Raw genomic sequence first — 20,097 nt, 5'->3', positions numbered from 1 at the left:
GAACATGACTTAATATAAGTTGATGTCATTGAATTTAGTTTACATGATGGAACTGAGTCAATCGATATAGAACTTTAGGTTGGCTAGTACAGTTTCGCAGTGACTGAGGGATGGTTACTGAGTTATAGGTTTTCACTGTCACAAAAGGATAAATCGATGACAGACAGGCAGGATGCCCCCATTCTTCGCGTTGAGGATCTCACCGTTCAATTCGGTGACAATACCGTGATTGAAAACCTGAGTTTTGATGTTCACCAGGGCAGAACGCTCGCGATTGTTGGTGAGTCAGGTTCTGGGAAATCAGTGACTTCACAAACCATTATGCGCCTTGCAGATATGGCCGGTGCGTCATACCAGTCAGGCCAGATTCACTTTCAGTCAGCGACACAGCCATCACAAGATCTGCTCTCTTTGTCGCAGTCGCAAATGCGTGGCATTCGTGGCAAAGATATCGCGATGATCTTTCAAGAACCGATGACGTCTCTGAATCCCGTATTTACGATTGGTGATCAGCTGTGTGAAGCTCTGTTATTGCACGAAAAGCTGACCAAAGCACAAGCATTAGCCGAAAGCCAAAAGCTGCTGGATATGGTTCGATTACCCGATTCCAGTGAGATGCTCAAACGTTATCCGCATCAACTATCAGGTGGCATGCGACAACGCGTCATGATCGCCATGGCGTTAGCGTGTAAACCCCAAATACTTATTGCTGATGAGCCGACCACGGCGCTTGATGTCACCATACAGGCGCAGATTCTTGCCATTATTGCTGATTTACAAAAAGAGCTCGATATGGCGGTGATCTTCATTACCCATGATATGGGGGTGGTGGCGGAAATTGCTGATGATGTGGTGGTCATGTGGCAAGGACGAAAAATTGAACAAGGTAAGGTTCAGCAGGTGTTTGCGAAGCCTAAGCACGCGTATACACAAGCGTTGCTTAATGCGGTGCCAAAACTTGGCAGTATGACGGGAAGACGTCACCCATGTCGCTTTCCTGTCATGGTGCTTGAAAATGAGCAGTTAAAAGTGGTAGGCGAAGAGAAGGAGCAAGATACCGCGCGCTATGACATGGCGCCTTTGCTGCGCGTGAAAGATCTGATCACCCGTTTTGATACCAAGAAAAATTTCTGGGGTCGTACCACTCATCGTGTTCATGCCGTTGAGAATGTGAGTTTTGATATTTATCCGGGAGAGACCTTAGCTCTTGTGGGTGAGTCCGGGTCGGGCAAATCGACCATTGGTCGAACTATCCAGCAGTTACAAAAAGCAACCAGTGGCAATATCGAGTTTGAAGGCCGATCCATCGAGCACAGGTCAAACGCTGAGCAAAGCCGGTTACGACAAGATATCCAGTACATATTCCAAGACCCATACGCCTCTCTTGATCCAAGAAAAACCGTGGGCTACTCGATTGCTGAGCCGATTCGAACCCATCATTTGCTGAGCAGTCGTAAACAGATTGATGAACGAGTTGCGGAGCTATTAGAGCGTGTTGGTTTACGTCCTGAACACGCTGCTCGTTACCCTCATGAGTTTTCCGGTGGGCAGCGCCAACGGATATGTATCGCTCGCGCTCTGGCGTCTAACCCGAAGTTGATAATTGCCGATGAAGCGTTGTCGGCGCTGGATGTGTCGATTCAAGCTCAGATCATCAACCTGTTCATGGAGCTTCAGGAAGAATTTGGGATTGCGTACCTATTTATCAGCCATGATATGGCCGTGGTTGAGAAAATCAGCCATCGAGTGGCGGTCCTGTACCTAGGGCAAATCGCCGAAATTGGCAATCGCCAGCAGGTTCTTGAAACGCCTACACACCCTTATACCCAAAAGTTACTGAGTGCGGTTCCCGTTGCTGACCCGACGTTACAGCGAACCCATGTGCGTTTAACCGGAGATATTCCAAGCCCGGTTCGCCAAGTCGGGGATGAGCCCAAAGCGGTAACACACATTGAAATCAATCCCGGACACTGGGTTGCCAGAACGCCTCAGGAAGGGGCGAAACAATCAGACATAAATGGAGACTATGTTAATGCATAACCACATCAAAACACGCTGGCTCAAATCACTAGGGCTAGCAGCAGGCCTGACGATTTCATCATGGAGTATGGCGGCGGGTACCTTAACGGTTTCATCACCTCAAGATCCAGGCAGTTGGGACCCGGTTGATACCTTTCTGGTTAACTGGGCATCAGTGGCGACCAACCTTTATGATGGTCTGACATATCGAGGCCCTGATTTACAGCTGAAACCTGGCTTAGCCACCTCGTGGGAGCAGCTTGATGACGGTAAGCGCATTCGCTTCCATTTACGCGAAAACGTGACTTTTCATAATGGAGAACCGTTTAACGCTGCAGCGGTGAAGTTTACCTTCGATCGCTTGCTGGGAGAGCAGGGAAAGAAAGGGCCACAGCGCTCTAATTATATCGCCATTGATCATGTGGAAGTGATTGACGAACAGACCGTTGACTTCCATTTAAACGCGCCCGATCCTGTGCTGCTAACCAAACTGGCGGGGTATGGGGCGATGATTGTTCCGCCAAAATACATTCAACAACACGGTGAAGCGTATTTTAATACTCATCCTGTTGGTACCGGCCCGTTTAAATTCAAATCATACAGCCCTAAAGTGTCTATCGAACTGGAACCGTATCAAGGATTTTGGGGCGAGGCTCCGAAGTTATCGCAGCTCAACTATCGATTTATATCCGAGCCATCTACCGCGGTGGCTGAATTGCAGTCCGGCCGAGTGGATTTAGTGATACCGCCAACCATTCCTATTGGGATGATTCCAACCATTGAGGAAAACCCAAACCTTGAGGTTGTGACGACGCAAAGTCCAACGGTTTACGCGCTGCGCTTTAACTCTAAAAGTGGGATCACCAAAGATGAGCGAGTCAGAAAAGCACTGATCTATGGTGTAGATCGCCAAGCGATTATTGATTCGATTTTAGGTGGGCAAGCCGAGGCGATTTCTAGCTTTCAAAGTGCAATTTCGTTTGGTAACGATGAGACATTAAAACCGCTACCGTATGATCCCAATAAAGCGATGCAATTGCTTAAACAAGCAGGGGTCAAACCAGGCACGAAAATCCAACTGGATATTCGTGGCAATGATGCCACGTTTAATGAAGTCACGCAGGCTGTGGCGAGCTATCTGCAGATTATCGGACTGAATGCCACGATTAAGCCTTATGAAACCAACGTATTGCTTAATGACATCATTCCATCAGGTAAAACTGGTGAAATGTTCCAGCAATCTTGGGGAGGTTGGACGCTTGATTACGACAATACCGCTTACTTTATGTATCACACGGGTGAAAAATGGAATCCGTATGACAGCGATCCTGAGTTAGATAAATTGTTAGAGTCGCAGCGTTCTATTATTGATCAAACCAAACGTGAAGAGATTCTAAAGTCTATCGCCAACTACACCGCAGACCGAGCGTTGGAAATGCCACTTTATAGCTTAAATGCCATTTTTGGGGTCAATAAACGTGTGAAAAATTTCACGCCAGTGCCAGACAGCCGTCTGCGTCTGACAGAGATCACTGTCGAGTAATGAAAAGAAGCCACCCGCTTAACGGGGTGGCTCACTTTCTCATCTAAGGACTACTTCATGACCAATTTTTTGCTTAAACGACTCGTTCAAGCCGTTTTCGTGCTGCTGTCAATTACCGTGCTGGTCGCATGGGCGATTCGTATGACGGGTGATCCTGCTTTGATGCTTACGCAAGGTGCAGGCAGTGTGACTGAAGCCGATTTGGCGCTAATTCGTGAGTCGATGGGGCTGAATAAACCGTTTTGGGCGCAATACGCGGAGTTTCTCATCGGCCTGTTTTCAGGAGACTTTGGCCACAGTTTTATGGGGGGAACCCCTGTGTCCTCACTGATCAAAATCTCGTTGCCTGCCACAGTCCTGCTGGCGTTTGCAGTAATGATTGTGTCTATTTTGCTTTCAATCCCGCTAGGGATTAAAGCCGCGGTATCCAAAGGTCGGTGGATCGATCAGTTTATTCGCGTTACCTCTTTGATTGGCCTGTCTTTCCCCAACTTTTGGTTAGCACTGATGTTGGTACTGATTTTTTCCGTCACTTTGCAGTGGCTGCCTCCAAGTGGCATGGACGGTATCGAAAGTTTCATTATGCCGGCGTTTACGATGGCGGTGATCCTTACAGCGACGAATGTTCGTCTGGTTCGCACTGCGATGCTTGAAACGCTTCAGTCTCAATACATTATGGTAGCTCGAGCCAAAGGATTGAGTGAAACCAAGGTGTTGTATAAGCACGCACTGAGAAATTGCGCAATTCCGCTGATTACTTACTTTGGGCTTCAGTTTGGCGGCTTACTGGGTGGCATTGTGGTGATTGAAAAAGTGTTTAATTGGCCAGGACTTGGAACCTTAGCATTTGACGCTGTAAGTGCGCGCGATTACCCAGTATTACAAGCGGTCATCACCGTGTTATCGATGTTGATTGTTGGCGTCAACTTACTTGTTGATGTGGCTTATGGCCTGATTGATCCAAGAATAAGAACGGAGTGAAGAAATGGCGACGGCTGCTTATAAAGGACGGTTCACCCGTTATAAAAATTTAGAGTTTATCTTGGGCTTTATTCTCACCATAGGAATGATGCTTCTGGTCTTAATGTCTGACGTTATTTTTCAGGGCGCGGCAGATAAAATCAACTTAACCGCTCGGCTTCTGGCCCCGTTTACCGACGCTTCGTTTCCATTTGGTACTGACCCTCTTGGGCGTGATGTAATGGCTCGGGTGATTTCAGGGGGGACTGTGTCACTGCAAGTTGGGTTTATTTCTGTTCTTGGCGCTGTTGGTTTTGGTGTCGTCATGGGGTTAGTCGCAGGTTATTACCGAGGATTTTGGGATACGGTGGTAATGCGCTTTGCCGATGTACAGTTGGCGATGCCGTTTATTCTGTTAGCGATTACGTTCATTGCCATTGTGGGTGGCGGCTTAACCAATATGATTATCTTATTGATTATTTCTCAATGGGTTCAATACGCAAGGTTGGTTAGGGGCTCTGTTCTTTCACTGCGAGATAGAGAATTTATTCAGTCAGCAAAGGCGATTGGCGTGAGTAATTTCAATATCTTGTTTAAACATCTATTACCAAACCTAATTGGCCCAGTGATTGTGCTAATGACGCTTAACGTCGCCAATAACATTTTGTTAGAAAGCAGTTTAACGTTTCTCGGATTAGGCGTTGATCCTCTTACGCCGAGTTGGGGTGGAATGCTGGCGGATGGACGTACCTACATACAAACCGCGTGGTGGGTGAGTTTCTTTCCAGGAATGGCGATTTTATTGACCGTTTTAGGGTTGAATCTTTTAGGAGATTGGCTAAGAGACACATTAGATCCAATGGGGAGAACCGCTAAATGAGTAGAATATTATCGACAACCATTGAAACCTCGCTAAATCAATGGGTTGAGCACTTTCAACTGAATCAATACTCAGGTGGAAAACTCCAAATTTGGACGTTTAACGACAAGATAAGCCGCCATTGTATTGAACACGAATTGCGAAATCTCGGTTTCGATGCCGAGGTGAATAGTGCATATAAGCCACTGGTCCATTTCTTTTTAGAAAAACTGAATGAGGCCAGCACACCATTTGAGTGTGTGACGATTGAATATCCAATCCATCCCTCTACATCAACTAAACGTTTTCTATTAGAAGCCTATCCTTTAGCTGCAATGATAAAGGCGAACAAGGTGAATTTCATCGCCAGCGAGACATCAAGTGACCACTATCAGGTGGTCATTACTGATGTGTCGCGCAACACCGCGCGGTACTCGGTATTTGCACCGAATACGTTAAGATGTGATGCGATGGAGACTGAGCAGTTATCACCAACGTCTTGGATCACTTTCACTGATGCGCAAAAAAATGTTGTTCATCATCTGCCTTTTGTGAGTGATTACGAGCAGACATTCATCACTATTATGCAAAGCATAAAGCAGCATGAATGGCCGTCCCAATCGCCTTATTTTCAGCGTTTGGAACTCAACATTAAGGTTCCGGTACAAGACGAACCACTTGGTTATGAACATGAAGTGATTAGCTTAAAAGAGGCGCTGCATGAAGATTTGTACTTTTCGATTCAAGAGTATTTTAAGTGGCGGGAAGGAAAAGACGCGACAGCTCGAGATTGTCAGCCCGGTCAGATCGTTCCGGTGATTACTGACTCGACCGATGAGCGCTACCATATTGACATCGAACTAAAACCTTATTCAATCAGCAGTGAAACTCATGAAAGGGAGGCTTTGGAGCGCGCAACACGGCCAATATCGGTTGAACAAGTTAACGCTGAATTACTTGCGCTTGGTGGGCAAGCCGTAAAGGCGCCAACGGTGACTGGCAACACCGTCAATGCAAGGTACTTTCGAGGTAGTGATAGGCCAATCTTGGTGACAGGTGGACAGCATGCGAATGAGTCGACTGGTGTGGTCGGCGCGCTGCGCGCGGCAAAAAGATTGCTCGCCAGTGAAACTGCACATTTAGTCTTATCACCGTTGGATAACCCGGACGGTTACGCTCAATATCAGGCATTTATCAAAGACAATCCGCTACATATGCATCACGCCGCGCGTTACACCGCGCTCGGCGATGACCTTGAATATCGCCATGTGGCGCCTTTTTATGAAAAAGAGATTCGCCAACAAGCAGCCATGACTGGTGCGCAGTTACATGTCAATTTACATGGTTACCCTTGTCACGAATGGACGCGTCCATTTTCGGGGTACGTGCCTCAAGGCTTTGATATGTGGACGATTCCCAAAGGTTTCTTTCTGGTTATTCGTCATAGTCATCAAGGCGATTGGCCGCAATTTGCTGAGCGGTTTATTGATGCCGTTACTCGTGAATTGCAAGTCTGTACTGATGTGATTGAGATGAACCGCCAACAAATTGCTCTGTATGAGCAGCACGCGGGAGAAACGGGGTTTCGTATGATTAATGGCTTTCCATGTTTTGTATCTGGTGTTGATAATCCGGACTTTCCATTGCATCTGATTACTGAATATCCTGACGAAACGATATACGGTGACGATTTTATACAGGGGCACGAAACTCAGATGGAAACCGTGTTAGCGGCGTATCGCATTTTTCAAGCTATGACCTCTGCTGAATGTTAAGTGTTAAAAATAGACGATAGCGTGTTGACCTCAACTTAGCTTGAGGTTTTATCCTGAGCTTAAATCAACAGGGAGAGAGCAAAGGATGCAAAACACCTATATCAAAGAACTCGCCAAGAAAAGTTTTCAGGAAGAACCACAAAAAGAATATGATTCATCATCGAAGCGAGGTTTTCACCCGCCGAGCTTTTTGGTGGGGCTCATCGTTTCACTGCTGTTGAGCTTTATCATTTGAGCCGCTGAAAACAGGTCAAACTAACGACTTAATGCCGATCCAAGTGGGTGAAAATAAGCCTGAAAAGCAGTATAAATGGTATGCCGATGCGCGATATCAGGATATAAATCCATGCTTGCAGGCTGCGTTGTCCCTGACACTAAATAGCGGTTTTCAATGCCTGAGCATGATTCAATGACGGCTTCAAATGCTCGGGCCATCATTTCTGTGGGTTGTGAAAAATAACGCGTACCAAGAGTTTTATCGGCGTTGACACTACGTGATACATAGTCATGCTTATCTTGCCCACTTTCATTGAGCAAAGTGGCATCAAAAATGGCAAGCAATCTTTGGTTTAAAGGGTGAGGGGAGTGGTCAACATCTTTTAACCAGCAATCGCTGGCAAACAAAATTTTTCTCTGTGGGCCGGATCTGTCACCGATATCAAAGACCTTGTCTGCAATGTAGTGATCAAAGGCATGCCAAAACTCATGAGCAAGCGCACCTGCGCCCGCGTTTTTTGCCAGCGCTAATTCACGTTGATTCGGTGCATAGTGAGCCTGAACACCTTTACGACCGCCAGTACCAAACGCCAAATTCAAAGTACCACGTAGACCAATAGCGCTCGGTGGCAGAGCTAATAAGTAGGCAAGGTCAGCCAAAGAGTCGAATATTAGATTAGCTGCGAGCGCTTTTTCTTCCGCGTTGACCCAGTTACCAACGCGAATACTTCCCATCCCAAATGTATCTCGAATATCGATAAACGAGACTTGCTCACCATGACGGTAATCCGGACCATGACGAGTCTTGTGTTTAAAATGGGTTAACTGCAAGGTATTTCCTAAGGTGCCTGCTCAGTGAACGGCTATGGCATGCGACATTCAATCTCATAAAAGCAATTGTACATGAATCGATAAGTGACGTGGAGGTGTGTACACCGCTTTTTAACTTCTCTATAAGGAAAGTGTTGTGCGGTTCGGTTACATTGTCACTTGTTTAATTGCACGCTGTGACGCTATGGGGTGATATCACTGATGAAGTTGGAACATTGCTGGCTTGGCAATGAAAAAACCAACCGCATGGGTTGGTTTTCTCTGGGGTTGAGCCTAACGTACAGTAAACATTATCGAACAATGAATACGCTAAGAAGACGTTTTTGATTGTCAGATTCACTGGCAAGCGCTTTGCTCGCTTTGGTACTTTCTGCAATACCCGATACATTTTGATTGACGATATCAACGGCTAAAGAAATATTGCTCGAAATATCTTCTGTGACGCTAGACTGCTCACTCGCTGCTGTTGCGACCAGCGTATTCACATCGGAAATGGTGGTAACGGAATCAATGATTTTTTTAAATGCTTGTTGCACGCTGTTGGCAATCTGTTGAGAGTCATCAATCAATTTGGTATTCGAGTTCATAAATTGATCGGCTTTTTCTGCTTGCGTTTGAAGCTTATCGATAATTTCTTTAATGTCGATCGTTGATTGCTGAGTTTTGGCTGCTAGCGAACGAACTTCGTCGGCGACCACGGCAAAACCTCTACCAGCTTCGCCTGCACGGGCAGCTTCAATCGCGGCGTTCAGTGCCAGTAAGTTCGTTTGTTCTGATATGCTGTTGATGACCTCTATCACAGCACCAATCTCCGTAGAGTATTCTTTCAGTTGGTTAACCAAGTTTGTGGCTTCACTAATCGACTCTCCAATCTTGATTGAAATTTGATTGGATTCGGTTAGTGACTTATTGCCACTTTCAACATTGCTCATGGCTTCCCCTGCGGCGGTCTCCGCATTGGCGGCATTTTGGCTCATTTCTAAAGCCGTACTCGACATCTCGTTAAGTGCGGTCGCAATTTGCTCGACTTGCGATAACATATTTTGAGAATTAGTGTCGGCTTGGTCCATCGTTGAAGCGAGGGTTTCTGAAGATAATGCCACGTTGTCGGCAACGGAAACCAACTCGCTGGTTAAATCGGACAATTTAACAGCGGTCTTATTGTAGCTCTCAGCGAGAATGCCTAATTCATTCTTGCCCAGATCTTCGATGCGAATCGTAAGATTACCTTCCGCCATCTTGGTCATGGCATCTTGAATTAACGTAATGGCGCTGGTTAAGTGGCGGGAAATAAAAAAGCCAGTGAAAATGACGACAATCGTCACGGCAATGACGACCCAAACCATTAATTGAATGGCTTCGTCATACAGCACGTCCCCGTAGTTGCTGGCTTGTGCTGCTGAATTTTCATTTAAGTCGGATAATTTTACCAATACCGCGGAGTATTCTTGATAAGCCTCTCTTGAAGTACCTAAGAATAAGTCTTTTGCTTGTTGGTTTTTATTCTGTTCGGAGAGTTCTAATAGGTTCTTTTGAATGTTTAGATACTCAGAATATTTACGTTTAAATTCCTGAAGAAGCTGCTCTTCTTGGTCACTAGAAACCAGCTTTTCATACTCTGAGAGTGTTTGTTGAACCTCCGTTTTTACCGATTGTATTTCTTGATCTGCTTTTTGTATCTGCTGGCTGTCGGTAGAAATAATATGCACTGACTCATGGTTGCGTAAGTCGGCGGTTAACGTATTGATACGCTCAATCAGTTGTACAGAGGGTAACCAATTAGTCGAGATGACAGTCGATTGATGATTGATGGTGCCCATCTGAGTGATGGATATCCAAACCATGACAAGAAGAGCTATCACGGGAATGATGAATCCACCAAGAAGTAGTTTGCCAATTTTTATGTCGCGCATAGAACCTTGCCCTGTCTTTGTGACTAAACGTATTGAGTAAATAAGTTCTAATAACTATAGATGATCCGATTACGTTTGCAGGGTGAGAGTGAGTGGCAAAGTCAGCAAAATGACTAACCGTGAGCGTAAGCGGAAAGAGCCAGAGAAAGCGCTTGCTGAGGTACGTGCTAAATTATTAAAATTCGGACAAAATTAGGAAAAGGTTTTCTCATGGTAGGCTGTTCTAAAGTTTACCTTAATCCGACATTATCTGTTTGAGGCAAGATGAAAATACAGCAAGTTACGGCCGTAGAGGTTTTACCGATTCGTCATCAAGTGCTTTGGCCTGAAAAGCCACTTTCATTTTGTAGTGTTGAAGGGGACGAGTTCGCCACTCACTATGGTGCCTTTGTCGATAACCAGTTGGTCTGCGTGGCGTCAATTTATATTAATGGTCGTGAAGCGAGATTAAGAAAGTTTGCGACTTTGCCTCAATATCAGGGCCAAGGTATTGGCTCAAAGGTGCTGGAGCATGTTATGTCGACGTTGCAGCACTTCAACGTGCACTATTTTTGGTGTGATGCGCGAACCACAGCCCTCAGTTTCTATCAAAGGTTCGGGCTTGAGGTTGATGGGCCAGAATTTGAGAAATCGGGCATAGCGTATTACAAAATGTCGGTTTGTTGGCGTGATTAGCCGAGTTTTTCCTCCATCAATATTTCATGTTACTTGAAACAGTGACTAGGTAATGAGAGTGACCATAGGATGGCCACTCATCGCTTCAATTACTTGGTGATTAATCTCAGCGTGATTCCAATGGATATGAGCGATAACTCCACATCCCATAGGTTCTTAAAGCATCACGGTAAATACCTAATAACTCTGAGGAAGAAGCAGTTTTAAGCTCAGAAAGTGGTTTGTCAGGATATGCGACAGTGTCAAAGGTAATGTTTTGTGGACCTGTCTGCCAACTGGCTATTTCAAATAGCGTTTGTCCTCGTCTGACATGGCTAGCAGAACTAATAATTGTCGCATGAGAAATATGATGTCTCGCCAGTGCGTAGCTGCTATAAAGTGCATTGCCTACGGTACTGGTAGCGTAGTTTTCTTCTATTATGCGATTGGCGCTGATTCCTTTTGAAGTCAACCAATCCGCCATCAATTTACCTTCGGTTTTGTGATTTTTAGGTACGCCACCAGTAACGATAATAAGGGTTTTAGGATGTGCTTTTGCTAGCTTGAGTGTTGTTTCTAAGCGCTGAATTAAAATATCATTCATAGACCCATCGGGATTCAGTGCATACCCCAAGGTCACAATTGCATTATTCCCATCATCGGGAATGGATGCGGTTTCTGTTAACGGTGTTTTGATAACACGCTCGACAGTAGAAAAGATTTTGTCTAAATCCGCTTTTCTGCCAGGATCCAATGTTGATAAAGCATCCATATGCTCGTTAGAGCTAGCATCATCGCCGTTAAAGTGAGACCAAACTGCAAGATAAGAGTGTATGTCGACATCATCTGGAGCCGCTGATAAAGCTTGTTCGAATAGGGCTACAGCGTTATCTACATTTTTATTGTAGATCTGCGCGTTGGCCGCTGAAATCAACAGGTCGGTGCGATAGGGTTCAAGTTCATAAGCCGCTAATAGCTTATTGGTTACGATTTCCATGTTGGTGGGCATTTTGGCAGTGAATCCGGCATCCGAAACCCGGGCAGGAGATTTGAAGGCGACCACTGCATCCTCTAGTAGTTGATCAACTACCTGACGTTTGGTTGTGTATTGTGCGTAGTTGCTTGTTGAATCGATAGCGATTTGATCTTGAGAAACAGCATGTACAGAAATAGAAGCGGTAACGAACCCTGACAAGAGAACAGCAAGTAAATGTTTGGTCATGAATAGTCCTTTATGGTGTGTGATAACATATTTTTTATATCAAAATAAATATGAGGTTCATTGTGATTGATCTAGCAAAAAGTTATAAAATTATTAATGTTTTATAATTTAAGGTGAGTTCTAACGCTAACTTTGATTCGTGATAAGGACAAAATTCATCAAGAAAAATAACTGGATGAATAGATAGGCTTTACGTCTTGTTGTGGATAATAGTTTATGTTTAGGAGGATTTTTAAGGCTTAAAACAGCCCCGTTACTGAACAGTAAACGAGACTGGTTTTATTCTATTTTCTAGGGTGAACGGTAAAACACGCGTTACCGCATCATTGGAATAAGTCTCCATTTAAAAACGCTTGTTTAACATTCTTTGGCTGGCGTTCGGCGCAGGTAAACGCTTTACCTATTTGATTTGCCATTTTTAATCCTTGCTCGCGGTTGAGTGCATTCACTTCGCCTTCAACATCATAAATAATATGACTTTCGACATCAGTGACGCCACAATAGGCAAAAATGCCAAGATCGATCTGGATTTTCATTGCGTCATCATAGCGATATTTATCATAAGTGGTTTTCTTCGAACCACCAACGCCAATCAGCGTTGTAGGAATGTTGGTCAGTAATCCATCAAGCGGTGCTTGGCCTCGATCTTCAACCCCTTTTCCATACTGATAAGCCCAGCCGCCTGTAAATACTCGTTCAATCCAACCTTTCATCAAGGCGGGCATACTCCACCAATAGATGGGAAACACGAAGGCAAGTTGATCTGCTTTGGCGACTCGTTGTTGCATCTTGTGTATCTCCGCCGGTAGGTCTCCACCCCAAAAACAGGCATGATCCGCTTCAGTAAAACGAGGGTCAAAACCTTCGCGGTGAAGATCTAAGATATCGATATGGTGGCCAGCGTTGGCTATCGGTTGATGGAAAGCATCCATTACTGCGCCTGGGTATTTATCGCGATATGGATGGGAAAATACCGTTAATATGTTCATCGCTTTTCTCCTCAATGTCATGTGTTATGTGGCGATTCATTCCTCCAAATTGGCAATCCATCAATGGTTTTTTGATTGAATTGCAAAAAGTAAAACGAACACTCTACTTGAAATGGTAGAGAGATCGTTTTACATTGTCAAACATGAATAAAACACAACAAAAAATTGCAGCTGGGCTTGAACGCGCGTTTGCTGAACACGGTTTTACCGAGTTGGGTGTTGACGGATTGAGACTCGCAGCAGATGTCAGCTTGCGGACGCTGTATAAATATTGTCCTTCAAAAGAAGCGATGATCATCATGGCGCTTGAACACCGTCATTCACGCTATCTTGCTTATTTGTTTGAAGGGTTATCAGGTAATCGCCAACAGATAGCCGATGAGTTATTGAATCGAGTTGGTCGCTGGATGGATGAAAGTGTGTCTGAAGGATGCTTATTTCACAATGCGGTAGTCTCCTACCCACATAGTGAGCCGATTCGAAATTTGCTCGAACAGCATAAAACAGATGTGACAGAGAAAATGGCCACCGTGACACAACTGGTTGAGCGAAGATCGACACTGCTTTTAATTCATGAAGGGATTGTTCAAAGCTGGCCTATTCTGGGAGTGACTGCGATAGAAAGCGCGAAAGCCCTGTTAATCCCGTTATTATCTGAGACTGATTAAATGGCCTTGGACACAAAAGAGCCAGATATGCCGGCTCTTTTGTGTTGCCTACAGCGGCAAGGCTTACAGCTAACACGTTAAAGTTTTTGTGATATTTGCTGCGCGCATTGGTGGATTCTTGGCCCAGAGATGAACGAAATAACGCCGGCCGCTGGCCACGCAAGAAACCAAGCGGACATCCAATAATCGGTAAAGCCTTGGATAAAGCCAACATTCAAATATGTCACCCAGGCGGACATGAAAAACGTCAATACAAACGACATTAAGATGGCAAAGATAAATCTATGTTTCATTTAGTGTGCTCTGTTTGAGAAGGTTGGTCATACCCTATCGATTTTCATATTTGTATTGTAGAGTCAATATTAATAGCCTTATTTACATATTTGAAAAGCCATGCTCGACAATCTTAAAGTATTTATCAGTGCTGCGGAACAAAGTAGCTTAACCGGTGCTGCCAGCGAATTGGGAATGACTATCGCAACCGTATCTAGGCGTGTTCATGAATTAGAGCAACAACTGCGTTGTGAATTATTTCATCGTTCAAATCGAGGTTTAACGCTTACACCATCAGGCCAAGCATATTATGAAGAAACCGCTGATTTTATTTATGAATTAGATTTACGATTAGTCAATTTAGATAAATCACTCAATAGTCTTGAAGGGGAACTACGGGTGATGGCGCCTACCAATATTGGCAGTGGACCATTAGATGAGTTTTGGTCTCAGTTCGTTACAGATAACGACAGTATTTCGCTAAATATCTTATTGAGCGATCCAAATGATGATGTTATTTCCAATCAAGTGGATATTGCAATTCGTTCTGGGCCTCAACAAAATTCATCGTTAATCCAGAAAAAACTGGGAACAATTACGCCTGTGCTCGTGGTGTCGGCAGCGGTTGCTGATCGTTTTCCTAATGATTTAAATCAATTAGATTGTTTGCCGAGCATCGCGGCATCGTTATTTAGTGAATGGCGATTAACCAATGGTGAGGAAGAGCGATTACTGAATAAAAAGCACAGTCATATTAGTAATGACATGACGATGACCTTAAATTTGGTGAAAGCGGGAGCGGGGATTGCACTGTTACCGCTGAGTATGGTGTATCAGGAGATCGAAAGTGGTGAATTGGCAAGAGTTCTCCCGGACTGGAGCGGTATTCCACGAGAGATTTCATTGCTTTGGCCTCAAAAACGCACATTGTCCGCGCGGGCGAAAACGTTTCGTGAGGCGTTGATAGAATTTCTCAAGGCGCAGCCCTGGTTTACTATGCACGCTTGATGGTGTTTAAGATTAGTCAGTCTAGTTTGTGGTGGATGCAGTAGTGACAGCCCTTTAGAGGACTGTCACTTTAACGTTAGATGTTGACAGGTAAAGCGAAAGCAGAATAGTCGCGATATTGGTCTATGCGGCCCGCTTTCATCATCACCGCGGAATCACACATGTAGTCGATGGTGTTTGGATCGTGGCTGACTAATAGCATCGTGAGTTGATGTTCGCGTTTAAGTTCATTGAGTAAGTTCAGTATTTCGGCCTGTACGGACATATCAAGCGCTGATGTGGGCTCATCAAGTAAAAGTAATTTCGGCTCTAGCAATAAAGCGCGAACGATAGCAACTCGCTGACGTTGTCCGCCGGAAAGCTGGTGAGGATAACGGTCAATCATTGCAGAGGTTAAACCGACTTGTTTGAACCCTTGCTCAATACGATCGTTAATATCCTCAACACCGAGTTTTTTGAGTGGTTCTGCCAAGGTACGTCGCAGTCGATGCTTTGGGTGCAACGAGGCGTATGGGTCTTGAAATACCATTTGTACTTCACGACGCAAATCCCCTTTGAAGGTTTGGCCCGGAGTTAATACTCGGTCGAGCATGCGGATCGACCCTTGCCAATGAGCGTTCAACCCCGCCAGTACCCACAACAGTGAGGATTTTCCGCAGCCTGATGGGCCAACTAGGCCAAAACATTCACCTTGATTGACGGCGAAATTGACATCATGGACAACCGTGTTTTGTTGGTGCCCCTGAACATGTGTCACACTGACATTATTGAGTTCAAGCAGTGCCATAACGTTTCTCCAATACATCACGATCCAATACAGGTAATGGTGCTCCACGTTTATCGATGTGAGGCTGACATGACCACAAAGTTTGAGTGTAGGGGTGCGTTGAATGAGCGAGTTCACTGGCTTTGAGTTCATCGACCAGTTGACCTTGATACATCACCAAGACCCGTTCACTGTAATCGGCGACTTGCTGTAAGTCGTGACTTATCAGCAATAGCCCCATATTGCGTTCTTTTACCAGCGAAAAGATCAGCTCAAGTACTTGATCACGCATCTCATGATCCAATGCGGAAGTCGGTTCGTCGGCAATCAATAGCTCAGGGTCATTGATGAGCGCAATCGCCAGCATAACTCGTTGACCCATGCCGCCGGAAAGTTGGTGTGGATAAGAGTGGCGCAATTTCTCCGGGTTCGGCAAGCCCACGGCGATCATCATGGCTTCGACTTTTTCGATACGCGCCTTGCGGCTCATTTTTTGGTGAAGAACCAGCGGCTCTTCGATTTGCATTCCGATGGTACGCGCCGGATTCAGTGCGTATTTTGGGTCTTGCAAAACCATCGCCACTTTTCGTCCGCGTAATTGTCCCCATTGTTTTTGGGAGAGGTTAAGCAGCGGCGTTTCAAGCATTTCCAGTTTATCCGCCGTGACGTGGCATGCGTTAGGAAGTAATCCCATCAGTGTTTTCGCTGTGAGTGATTTCCCTGAGCCCGACTCTCCAACCAAAGCAACACGTTCATGACCGATTTTAAAGCTCAGATTTTTCACCAGACGTTGGCCGTTATCGAGAGAGATAGTTAAGTTTTCTATATCGATTAAGGTTTGATTACTTGCCATGACGTGGATCCATTTTGTCTCGTAAACCATCACCCAGCAGATTAAACGCTAAGCTCGCAAATAGAATGGCAAAGCCGGGAACCGCTGCCACCCACCATTGGTCGAAGATCACTCGGCTACCACTGGCGACCATCGAGCCCCATTCTGCCGCTGGCGGTTGAATACCCATGCCCAGAAAACCAAGGCCCGCAGCTGAAAGAATGATGCCACCTAAATTTAAGGCTGCTCGAACGATCGCGCTGGGTAGGCACAGCGGTAAAATGTGGCCAATGATTAATCGCCAACCATGGATTCCCTGCATGTTTGCTGCAGCCAGGTAATCGCTACGGCGCAGCGCAAGGGTTTCAGTTCGAGCCTGACGTGCAAAAGAAGGCCAACTGGTAAAGGCTAACGCCAATGCGCCATTCATTAAGCTAGGGCCTAATATTGAGACTAACGCCAGCGCGATAACTAAGCTTGGCAACGACATAACGATATCGGTTAAGCGCATCAGAATTCGCTCAGTCCAGCCACCAAAATACCCGGCGCAAATGCCGATGATCAAACCAATAGGGACGGTAATGATGATGACCAGAGAAACCAGCAGGAGAGTCGGGCGTGCGCCATAAAGTACACGAGCGAAAAGGTCACGACCAAAGCGATCTGTTCCGAGTAGATGTTCGTGGCTAGGCGGTGCCAGACGATCCGCAATATTTTGAATATTAGGGTCATAGTGCGTTAGTAGCGGCGCGCACAGTGCAACGAGCACTAACAATACGACCAGAAATAGCCCAAATTTGAAGGTGTTTAGCCAAGTTGGCCAGAGGTTTTTATTACTTGTTGTCATTAGCGAGTCCTCGGGTCGACCCAGCGGGTGAGGGCATCTGCAAGGGCATTGAGTGTGATAAAACACGTGCCGATAAGTAACGTCGCGCCCAATACAGCAGAGGTATCAGACGCAAACAGAGCACTGGTCAGGTAACGTCCGAGCCCTGGCCAAGCAAACACAGTTTCAGTGAGTACAGCGCCTTCAAGCAAACTGGTATAAGACAGCGCGAGCACCGTAATCAATGTACCGAGTACATTTGGGAAAATATGAGAAAATAAAATACGTCCACGCGTTGCGCCTTTGGCCTGCGCGAGAATAACGTACTCTTTGTTGCTCTCTTCAAGCATTGCGGCGCGCAGTAGGCGTGTAATTGACGCCATTGATAACAGCGCCAATACCGCCACCGGGAGCCATAAATGGCCAATAGCGTTGAGCATAATTTCCGGGTCACCAGTGCGCACAGCATCAAAGAGTACAAAGCCGCTGTTATATTCCATTGTGTAGGTATAAATATCATCCAAACGCCCCGGTCCGGCGGACCAATGCAAGGTGGCATAAAACAGCAATAGCCCAAGTAAACCAAGCCAGAAAACGGGAACCGAATAGCCGAGCAGGGAAATCAGTCTCGCAAGGTGGTCTAGAATGCTTCCCGGTTTATAAACGGCTAATGAAGCGAGAAAAATGCCAAACAGTGCGCCAAAGAACATCGCGACTGTAGCGAGCTCTAGTGTGGCAGGGAACGCTTGAGCTAAGTCATTGACCACCGGTTGCTGAGTGATTTGTGAAACCCCGAAATCGCCTTGAAGCATTTGACCCAAATAATTTAAGAACTGCATGGGGAGAGGTTGGTCGAGCCCGAGCTGGTGACGTGCTTGCTGATACGTGGCTTCACTGGCGTGGTCACCAACCAGTTGCAAAGCAGGGTCAATTGGTGCGGCACGTGACAAGATGAAGGTAAAAACCAACAGTCCGAAAAGGGTGAGTAAAAAGGACAAAAAGCCGCTCATCAATGGTTGAAGGCGGCCAGTCCAAAACCGGCGCACAGCGCCGGAAGTTGGGTTAGATTGTGTCATTATTCTGATTTAGATACGTTTTTATAGAACACCATTTCTGGTGTAATGCCTTGAACATAACCTTCAACGTTATCACGCAGGGCGACCAGCTTCTTGTTTTGCAAACCAACAACAAACGGTGACGACTCACGAACTTTGCGCTGCAGTTCTTGATAGGTTGCTGTGCGCTTCTCTGCATCTGTTTCTGAGCGCGCTTGTAGCGTCAGTTTATTTAATGCGGGAATATGCCAGTTCGCACGCCATGCTAAGGTTTTGCTGCCGTTTTCAGGGTTGTACGCAAACGCAGATGCGTTGGTGTGTGGGTCAAAGTAGTCAGGCCCCCAAGCGGTTAGGGTTGATTGGTATTTATGAGCCTTCACATCCGTGGCGATTTGGCTACTGACACCAGGAATCAATTCAACATCAATCCCCGCTTTAGCAAAGCTCGCTTGTAGTGCTTGAGCAATATCCAGATAAGGCGGTTGATTGGAAACCGCTAACTTAAAGTGTGGGTTTTCAATGCCCGCGTCTTTGAGAATTTGTGCCGCTTTCTGTGGATCGTAGCTGTATGGTTGGTCAGTCAATGCGCCATTAAAGCCCACTGGCAAAAAGTTCTGCTGCACTGCAAATTGACCATGCATCAGATCATCGGCAATGCCTTTGTAATCGAACGCATAGCGAGCGGCTTGCCAGAATTCCGGTTTGCCAATCGCTGGGTTATCGGCGTTCTCTGCGTTAAACATCAAGTAGTATAGCGATGCATAAGGCAGATTAAGTGTCTTGATGCCGGGCTTGTCTTGCAGTGAAAAGTATTGGTCTGTACCCAGGTTACGGACTAAGTCTGCATCGCCCTGTTCAAGTAATAGTTGGCGGGTTGCTGCATCGGGTACGTTCTTAAGCAGCACATATTTCATGTTAGGCGCACCGGCTGGTGAGCTGGTATTCGCTTCCATCATTAATATCTGGTGTGGAACGTATTTCTTGATTTTAAATGGTCCGCTGCCTGCCGAGTTCATATTCAACCACGCGTGACCGAAATCATCGTCTTTTGCGTGTGCAGACACGGTTTTTTCATCGACAATCGAAGACACAGGGGCGGTGAGAAGGCTGAGCACAAATTGAGGGCCAACATCCATATCCCACGCGATTTTCACTTGGTTGTCAGACACTTTGGTAATGAAGTTAGTGACATTGTCTTTGTTCCAACCAAGTTGGGTAAGAATAAAAGACGGCGCTAGGTTCAATTTCACCACACGAGACAAGCTATAGATAACGTCTTCAGGACGAATCGGGTTACCGCTGGCAAAGGTTGCTTGTGGTTTTAGGGTAAACGTTAGGCTGTTTTTGGTTGTTGTCCAAGACTCGGCAAGCGTTGGCTGCAACTCTGTAGGATCTTCCGGGTTTGACTGCACAAGACGTTGATAAAGGTTGTTAAAACTTTGAACAGAGGATAATTCAAAGCCTTGAGCCGGATCCAAACTGGTGACATCTTCTAAAGATTGCGCAACCACGAGAGTGTTGCTAGGGGTTTTCGCCAAGGACGGCACGGCGAAACCCAAACTGGCCATTAAGCTAATTGAGATGAGAGTTCTTGTTTTCATTATTATTCCATGTGAATGGTGGGAATTGCAGGCTAAAAATATCGGATTCAATGTGTGATGACAAGCACGGTATAATGCAAAAGATAT

At 45.7% G+C, this 20,097-nt stretch carries 17 protein-coding genes and 1 pseudogene; 8 read left to right on the top strand and 10 right to left on the bottom strand.

The window, feature by feature from the left end; translation table 11 throughout:
* Nucleotides 1–156 precede the first annotated feature (156 nt).
* Genes ACFFUV_RS18945 through ACFFUV_RS18925 form a run of 5 tightly spaced genes read left to right on the top strand, consistent with a single transcriptional unit; the run spans nucleotide 157 to nucleotide 7,156 of the window.
* Nucleotides 157–2,040, top strand: coding sequence for an ABC transporter ATP-binding protein (locus ACFFUV_RS18945; RefSeq protein WP_390195921.1), 1,884 nt, complete (start codon nucleotides 157–159; stop codon nucleotides 2,038–2,040).
* Nucleotides 2,033–3,562: an ABC transporter substrate-binding protein gene (locus ACFFUV_RS18940; RefSeq protein ID WP_390195918.1), complete on the top strand. Its 1,530-nt coding sequence runs from the start codon at nucleotides 2,033–2,035 to the stop codon at nucleotides 3,560–3,562. Before ACFFUV_RS18945 ends, ACFFUV_RS18940 begins: the two co-directional genes overlap by 8 nt.
* Nucleotides 3,563–3,619: 57 nt before the next feature.
* Complete coding sequence (locus ACFFUV_RS18935) at nucleotides 3,620–4,543, top strand: ABC transporter permease (protein WP_390195915.1); 924 nt, start codon at nucleotides 3,620–3,622, stop codon at nucleotides 4,541–4,543.
* A gap of 4 nt (nucleotides 4,544–4,547) precedes the next feature.
* The gene (locus ACFFUV_RS18930; protein ID WP_390195912.1) at nucleotides 4,548–5,402 is read left to right on the top strand and encodes an ABC transporter permease; all 855 of its coding nucleotides are present in this window, start codon (nucleotides 4,548–4,550) and stop codon (nucleotides 5,400–5,402) included.
* A complete protein-coding gene (locus ACFFUV_RS18925; protein ID WP_390195907.1) occupies nucleotides 5,399–7,156 on the top strand; it encodes a M14 family metallopeptidase in 1,758 nt (585 codons plus the stop codon). Before ACFFUV_RS18930 ends, ACFFUV_RS18925 begins: the two co-directional genes overlap by 4 nt.
* A gap of 255 nt (nucleotides 7,157–7,411) precedes the next feature.
* Here ACFFUV_RS18925 and ACFFUV_RS18920 read toward each other — a convergent pair whose 3' ends face one another.
* Entirely contained in the window at nucleotides 7,412–8,203 is a 792-nt protein-coding gene (locus tag ACFFUV_RS18920) for a CLCA_X family protein (protein ID WP_390195903.1), read from the bottom strand.
* 290 nt (nucleotides 8,204–8,493) lie between these two features.
* Nucleotides 8,494–10,098 (bottom strand): annotated as a pseudogene (locus ACFFUV_RS18915) (methyl-accepting chemotaxis protein); the annotation flags it as partial.
* 282 nt (nucleotides 10,099–10,380) lie between these two features.
* Here ACFFUV_RS18915 and ACFFUV_RS18910 point away from each other — a divergent pair.
* Complete coding sequence (locus tag ACFFUV_RS18910) at nucleotides 10,381–10,791, top strand: GNAT family N-acetyltransferase (RefSeq protein WP_390195898.1); 411 nt, start codon at nucleotides 10,381–10,383, stop codon at nucleotides 10,789–10,791.
* Between the two features lie 106 nt (nucleotides 10,792–10,897).
* Here ACFFUV_RS18910 and ACFFUV_RS18905 read toward each other — a convergent pair whose 3' ends face one another.
* Both ACFFUV_RS18905 and ACFFUV_RS18900 read right to left on the bottom strand, forming a co-directional pair.
* On the bottom strand, nucleotides 10,898–11,992 hold the full coding sequence (locus ACFFUV_RS18905; protein WP_390195895.1) for an ElyC/SanA/YdcF family protein: 1,095 nt from the start codon (nucleotides 11,990–11,992) through the stop codon (nucleotides 10,898–10,900).
* A gap of 323 nt (nucleotides 11,993–12,315) precedes the next feature.
* Nucleotides 12,316–12,981 (bottom strand): NAD(P)H-dependent oxidoreductase, encoded by a 666-nt coding sequence (locus ACFFUV_RS18900; protein ID WP_390195892.1) that lies wholly within the window; start codon nucleotides 12,979–12,981, stop codon nucleotides 12,316–12,318.
* Between the two features lie 143 nt (nucleotides 12,982–13,124).
* Here ACFFUV_RS18900 and ACFFUV_RS18895 point away from each other — a divergent pair, with 143 nt between their 5' ends.
* Nucleotides 13,125–13,649 carry a TetR/AcrR family transcriptional regulator gene (locus ACFFUV_RS18895; RefSeq protein ID WP_390195889.1) on the top strand — a complete coding sequence of 175 codons (525 nt, stop codon included), beginning with the start codon at nucleotides 13,125–13,127 and terminating at the stop codon, nucleotides 13,647–13,649.
* A gap of 77 nt (nucleotides 13,650–13,726) precedes the next feature.
* Here the strand turns inward: ACFFUV_RS18895 and ACFFUV_RS18890 are convergent, their stop codons facing one another.
* A complete protein-coding gene (locus tag ACFFUV_RS18890) occupies nucleotides 13,727–13,942 on the bottom strand; it encodes a DUF2798 domain-containing protein (RefSeq protein WP_390195886.1) in 216 nt (71 codons plus the stop codon).
* A 100-nt stretch (nucleotides 13,943–14,042) separates the two neighbouring features.
* Between ACFFUV_RS18890 and ACFFUV_RS18885 the strand changes: the two genes are divergently transcribed.
* The gene (locus ACFFUV_RS18885) at nucleotides 14,043–14,930 is read left to right on the top strand and encodes a LysR family transcriptional regulator (RefSeq protein ID WP_390195884.1); all 888 of its coding nucleotides are present in this window, start codon (nucleotides 14,043–14,045) and stop codon (nucleotides 14,928–14,930) included.
* 76 nt (nucleotides 14,931–15,006) lie between these two features.
* Here the strand turns inward: ACFFUV_RS18885 and ACFFUV_RS18880 are convergent, their stop codons facing one another.
* Genes ACFFUV_RS18880 through ACFFUV_RS18860 form a run of 5 tightly spaced genes read right to left on the bottom strand, consistent with a single transcriptional unit; the run spans nucleotide 15,007 to nucleotide 20,010 of the window.
* The gene (locus tag ACFFUV_RS18880; RefSeq protein ID WP_390195881.1) at nucleotides 15,007–15,717 is read right to left on the bottom strand and encodes an ABC transporter ATP-binding protein; all 711 of its coding nucleotides are present in this window, start codon (nucleotides 15,715–15,717) and stop codon (nucleotides 15,007–15,009) included.
* Complete coding sequence (locus tag ACFFUV_RS18875; protein ID WP_390195878.1) at nucleotides 15,704–16,549, bottom strand: ABC transporter ATP-binding protein; 846 nt, start codon at nucleotides 16,547–16,549, stop codon at nucleotides 15,704–15,706. Before ACFFUV_RS18875 ends, ACFFUV_RS18880 begins: the two co-directional genes overlap by 14 nt.
* Nucleotides 16,539–17,375: an ABC transporter permease gene (locus tag ACFFUV_RS18870; protein ID WP_390195875.1), complete on the bottom strand. Its 837-nt coding sequence runs from the start codon at nucleotides 17,373–17,375 to the stop codon at nucleotides 16,539–16,541. The genes ACFFUV_RS18875 and ACFFUV_RS18870 overlap by 11 nt, the downstream gene beginning before the upstream one ends.
* The gene (locus ACFFUV_RS18865) at nucleotides 17,375–18,430 is read right to left on the bottom strand and encodes an ABC transporter permease (protein ID WP_390195871.1); all 1,056 of its coding nucleotides are present in this window, start codon (nucleotides 18,428–18,430) and stop codon (nucleotides 17,375–17,377) included. The genes ACFFUV_RS18870 and ACFFUV_RS18865 overlap by 1 nt, the downstream gene beginning before the upstream one ends.
* Nucleotides 18,430–20,010 (bottom strand): ABC transporter substrate-binding protein, encoded by a 1,581-nt coding sequence (locus ACFFUV_RS18860; protein ID WP_390195868.1) that lies wholly within the window; start codon nucleotides 20,008–20,010, stop codon nucleotides 18,430–18,432. Before ACFFUV_RS18860 ends, ACFFUV_RS18865 begins: the two co-directional genes overlap by 1 nt.
* Nucleotides 20,011–20,097 lie beyond the last annotated feature (87 nt).

The organism is Vibrio olivae, assembly GCF_042428525.1.
GTDB classification, from domain to species: Bacteria; Pseudomonadota; Gammaproteobacteria; order Enterobacterales; family Vibrionaceae; genus Vibrio; species Vibrio olivae.
Note: the sequence above shows the minus strand (reverse complement) of the source record. Positions and strands in the feature narration are given on the sequence as shown.

What these genes read in the sequence shown, in the direction of transcription:
- ACFFUV_RS18865 (WP_390195871.1), bottom strand. Translation starts at nt 18,430, where the DNA reads ATGACACAATCTAACCCAACTTCCGGCGCTGTGCGCCGGTTTTGGACT.
- ACFFUV_RS18875 (WP_390195878.1), bottom strand. Translation starts at nt 16,549, where the DNA reads ATGGCAAGTAATCAAACCTTAATCGATATAGAAAACTTAACTATCTCT.
- ACFFUV_RS18935 (WP_390195915.1), top strand. Translation starts at nt 3,620, where the DNA reads ATGACCAATTTTTTGCTTAAACGACTCGTTCAAGCCGTTTTCGTGCTG.
- ACFFUV_RS18905 (WP_390195895.1), bottom strand. Translation starts at nt 11,992, where the DNA reads ATGACCAAACATTTACTTGCTGTTCTCTTGTCAGGGTTCGTTACCGCT.
- ACFFUV_RS18900 (WP_390195892.1), bottom strand. Translation starts at nt 12,981, where the DNA reads ATGAACATATTAACGGTATTTTCCCATCCATATCGCGATAAATACCCA.
- ACFFUV_RS18860 (WP_390195868.1), bottom strand. Translation starts at nt 20,010, where the DNA reads ATGAAAACAAGAACTCTCATCTCAATTAGCTTAATGGCCAGTTTGGGT.
- ACFFUV_RS18925 (WP_390195907.1), top strand. Translation starts at nt 5,399, where the DNA reads ATGAGTAGAATATTATCGACAACCATTGAAACCTCGCTAAATCAATGG.
- ACFFUV_RS18870 (WP_390195875.1), bottom strand. Translation starts at nt 17,375, where the DNA reads ATGACAACAAGTAATAAAAACCTCTGGCCAACTTGGCTAAACACCTTC.
- ACFFUV_RS18880 (WP_390195881.1), bottom strand. Translation starts at nt 15,717, where the DNA reads ATGGCACTGCTTGAACTCAATAATGTCAGTGTGACACATGTTCAGGGG.
- ACFFUV_RS18940 (WP_390195918.1), top strand. Translation starts at nt 2,033, where the DNA reads ATGCATAACCACATCAAAACACGCTGGCTCAAATCACTAGGGCTAGCA.
- ACFFUV_RS18885 (WP_390195884.1), top strand. Translation starts at nt 14,043, where the DNA reads ATGCTCGACAATCTTAAAGTATTTATCAGTGCTGCGGAACAAAGTAGC.
- ACFFUV_RS18910 (WP_390195898.1), top strand. Translation starts at nt 10,381, where the DNA reads ATGAAAATACAGCAAGTTACGGCCGTAGAGGTTTTACCGATTCGTCAT.
- ACFFUV_RS18890 (WP_390195886.1), bottom strand. Translation starts at nt 13,942, where the DNA reads ATGAAACATAGATTTATCTTTGCCATCTTAATGTCGTTTGTATTGACG.
- ACFFUV_RS18930 (WP_390195912.1), top strand. Translation starts at nt 4,548, where the DNA reads ATGGCGACGGCTGCTTATAAAGGACGGTTCACCCGTTATAAAAATTTA.
- ACFFUV_RS18945 (WP_390195921.1), top strand. Translation starts at nt 157, where the DNA reads ATGACAGACAGGCAGGATGCCCCCATTCTTCGCGTTGAGGATCTCACC.
- ACFFUV_RS18895 (WP_390195889.1), top strand. Translation starts at nt 13,125, where the DNA reads ATGAATAAAACACAACAAAAAATTGCAGCTGGGCTTGAACGCGCGTTT.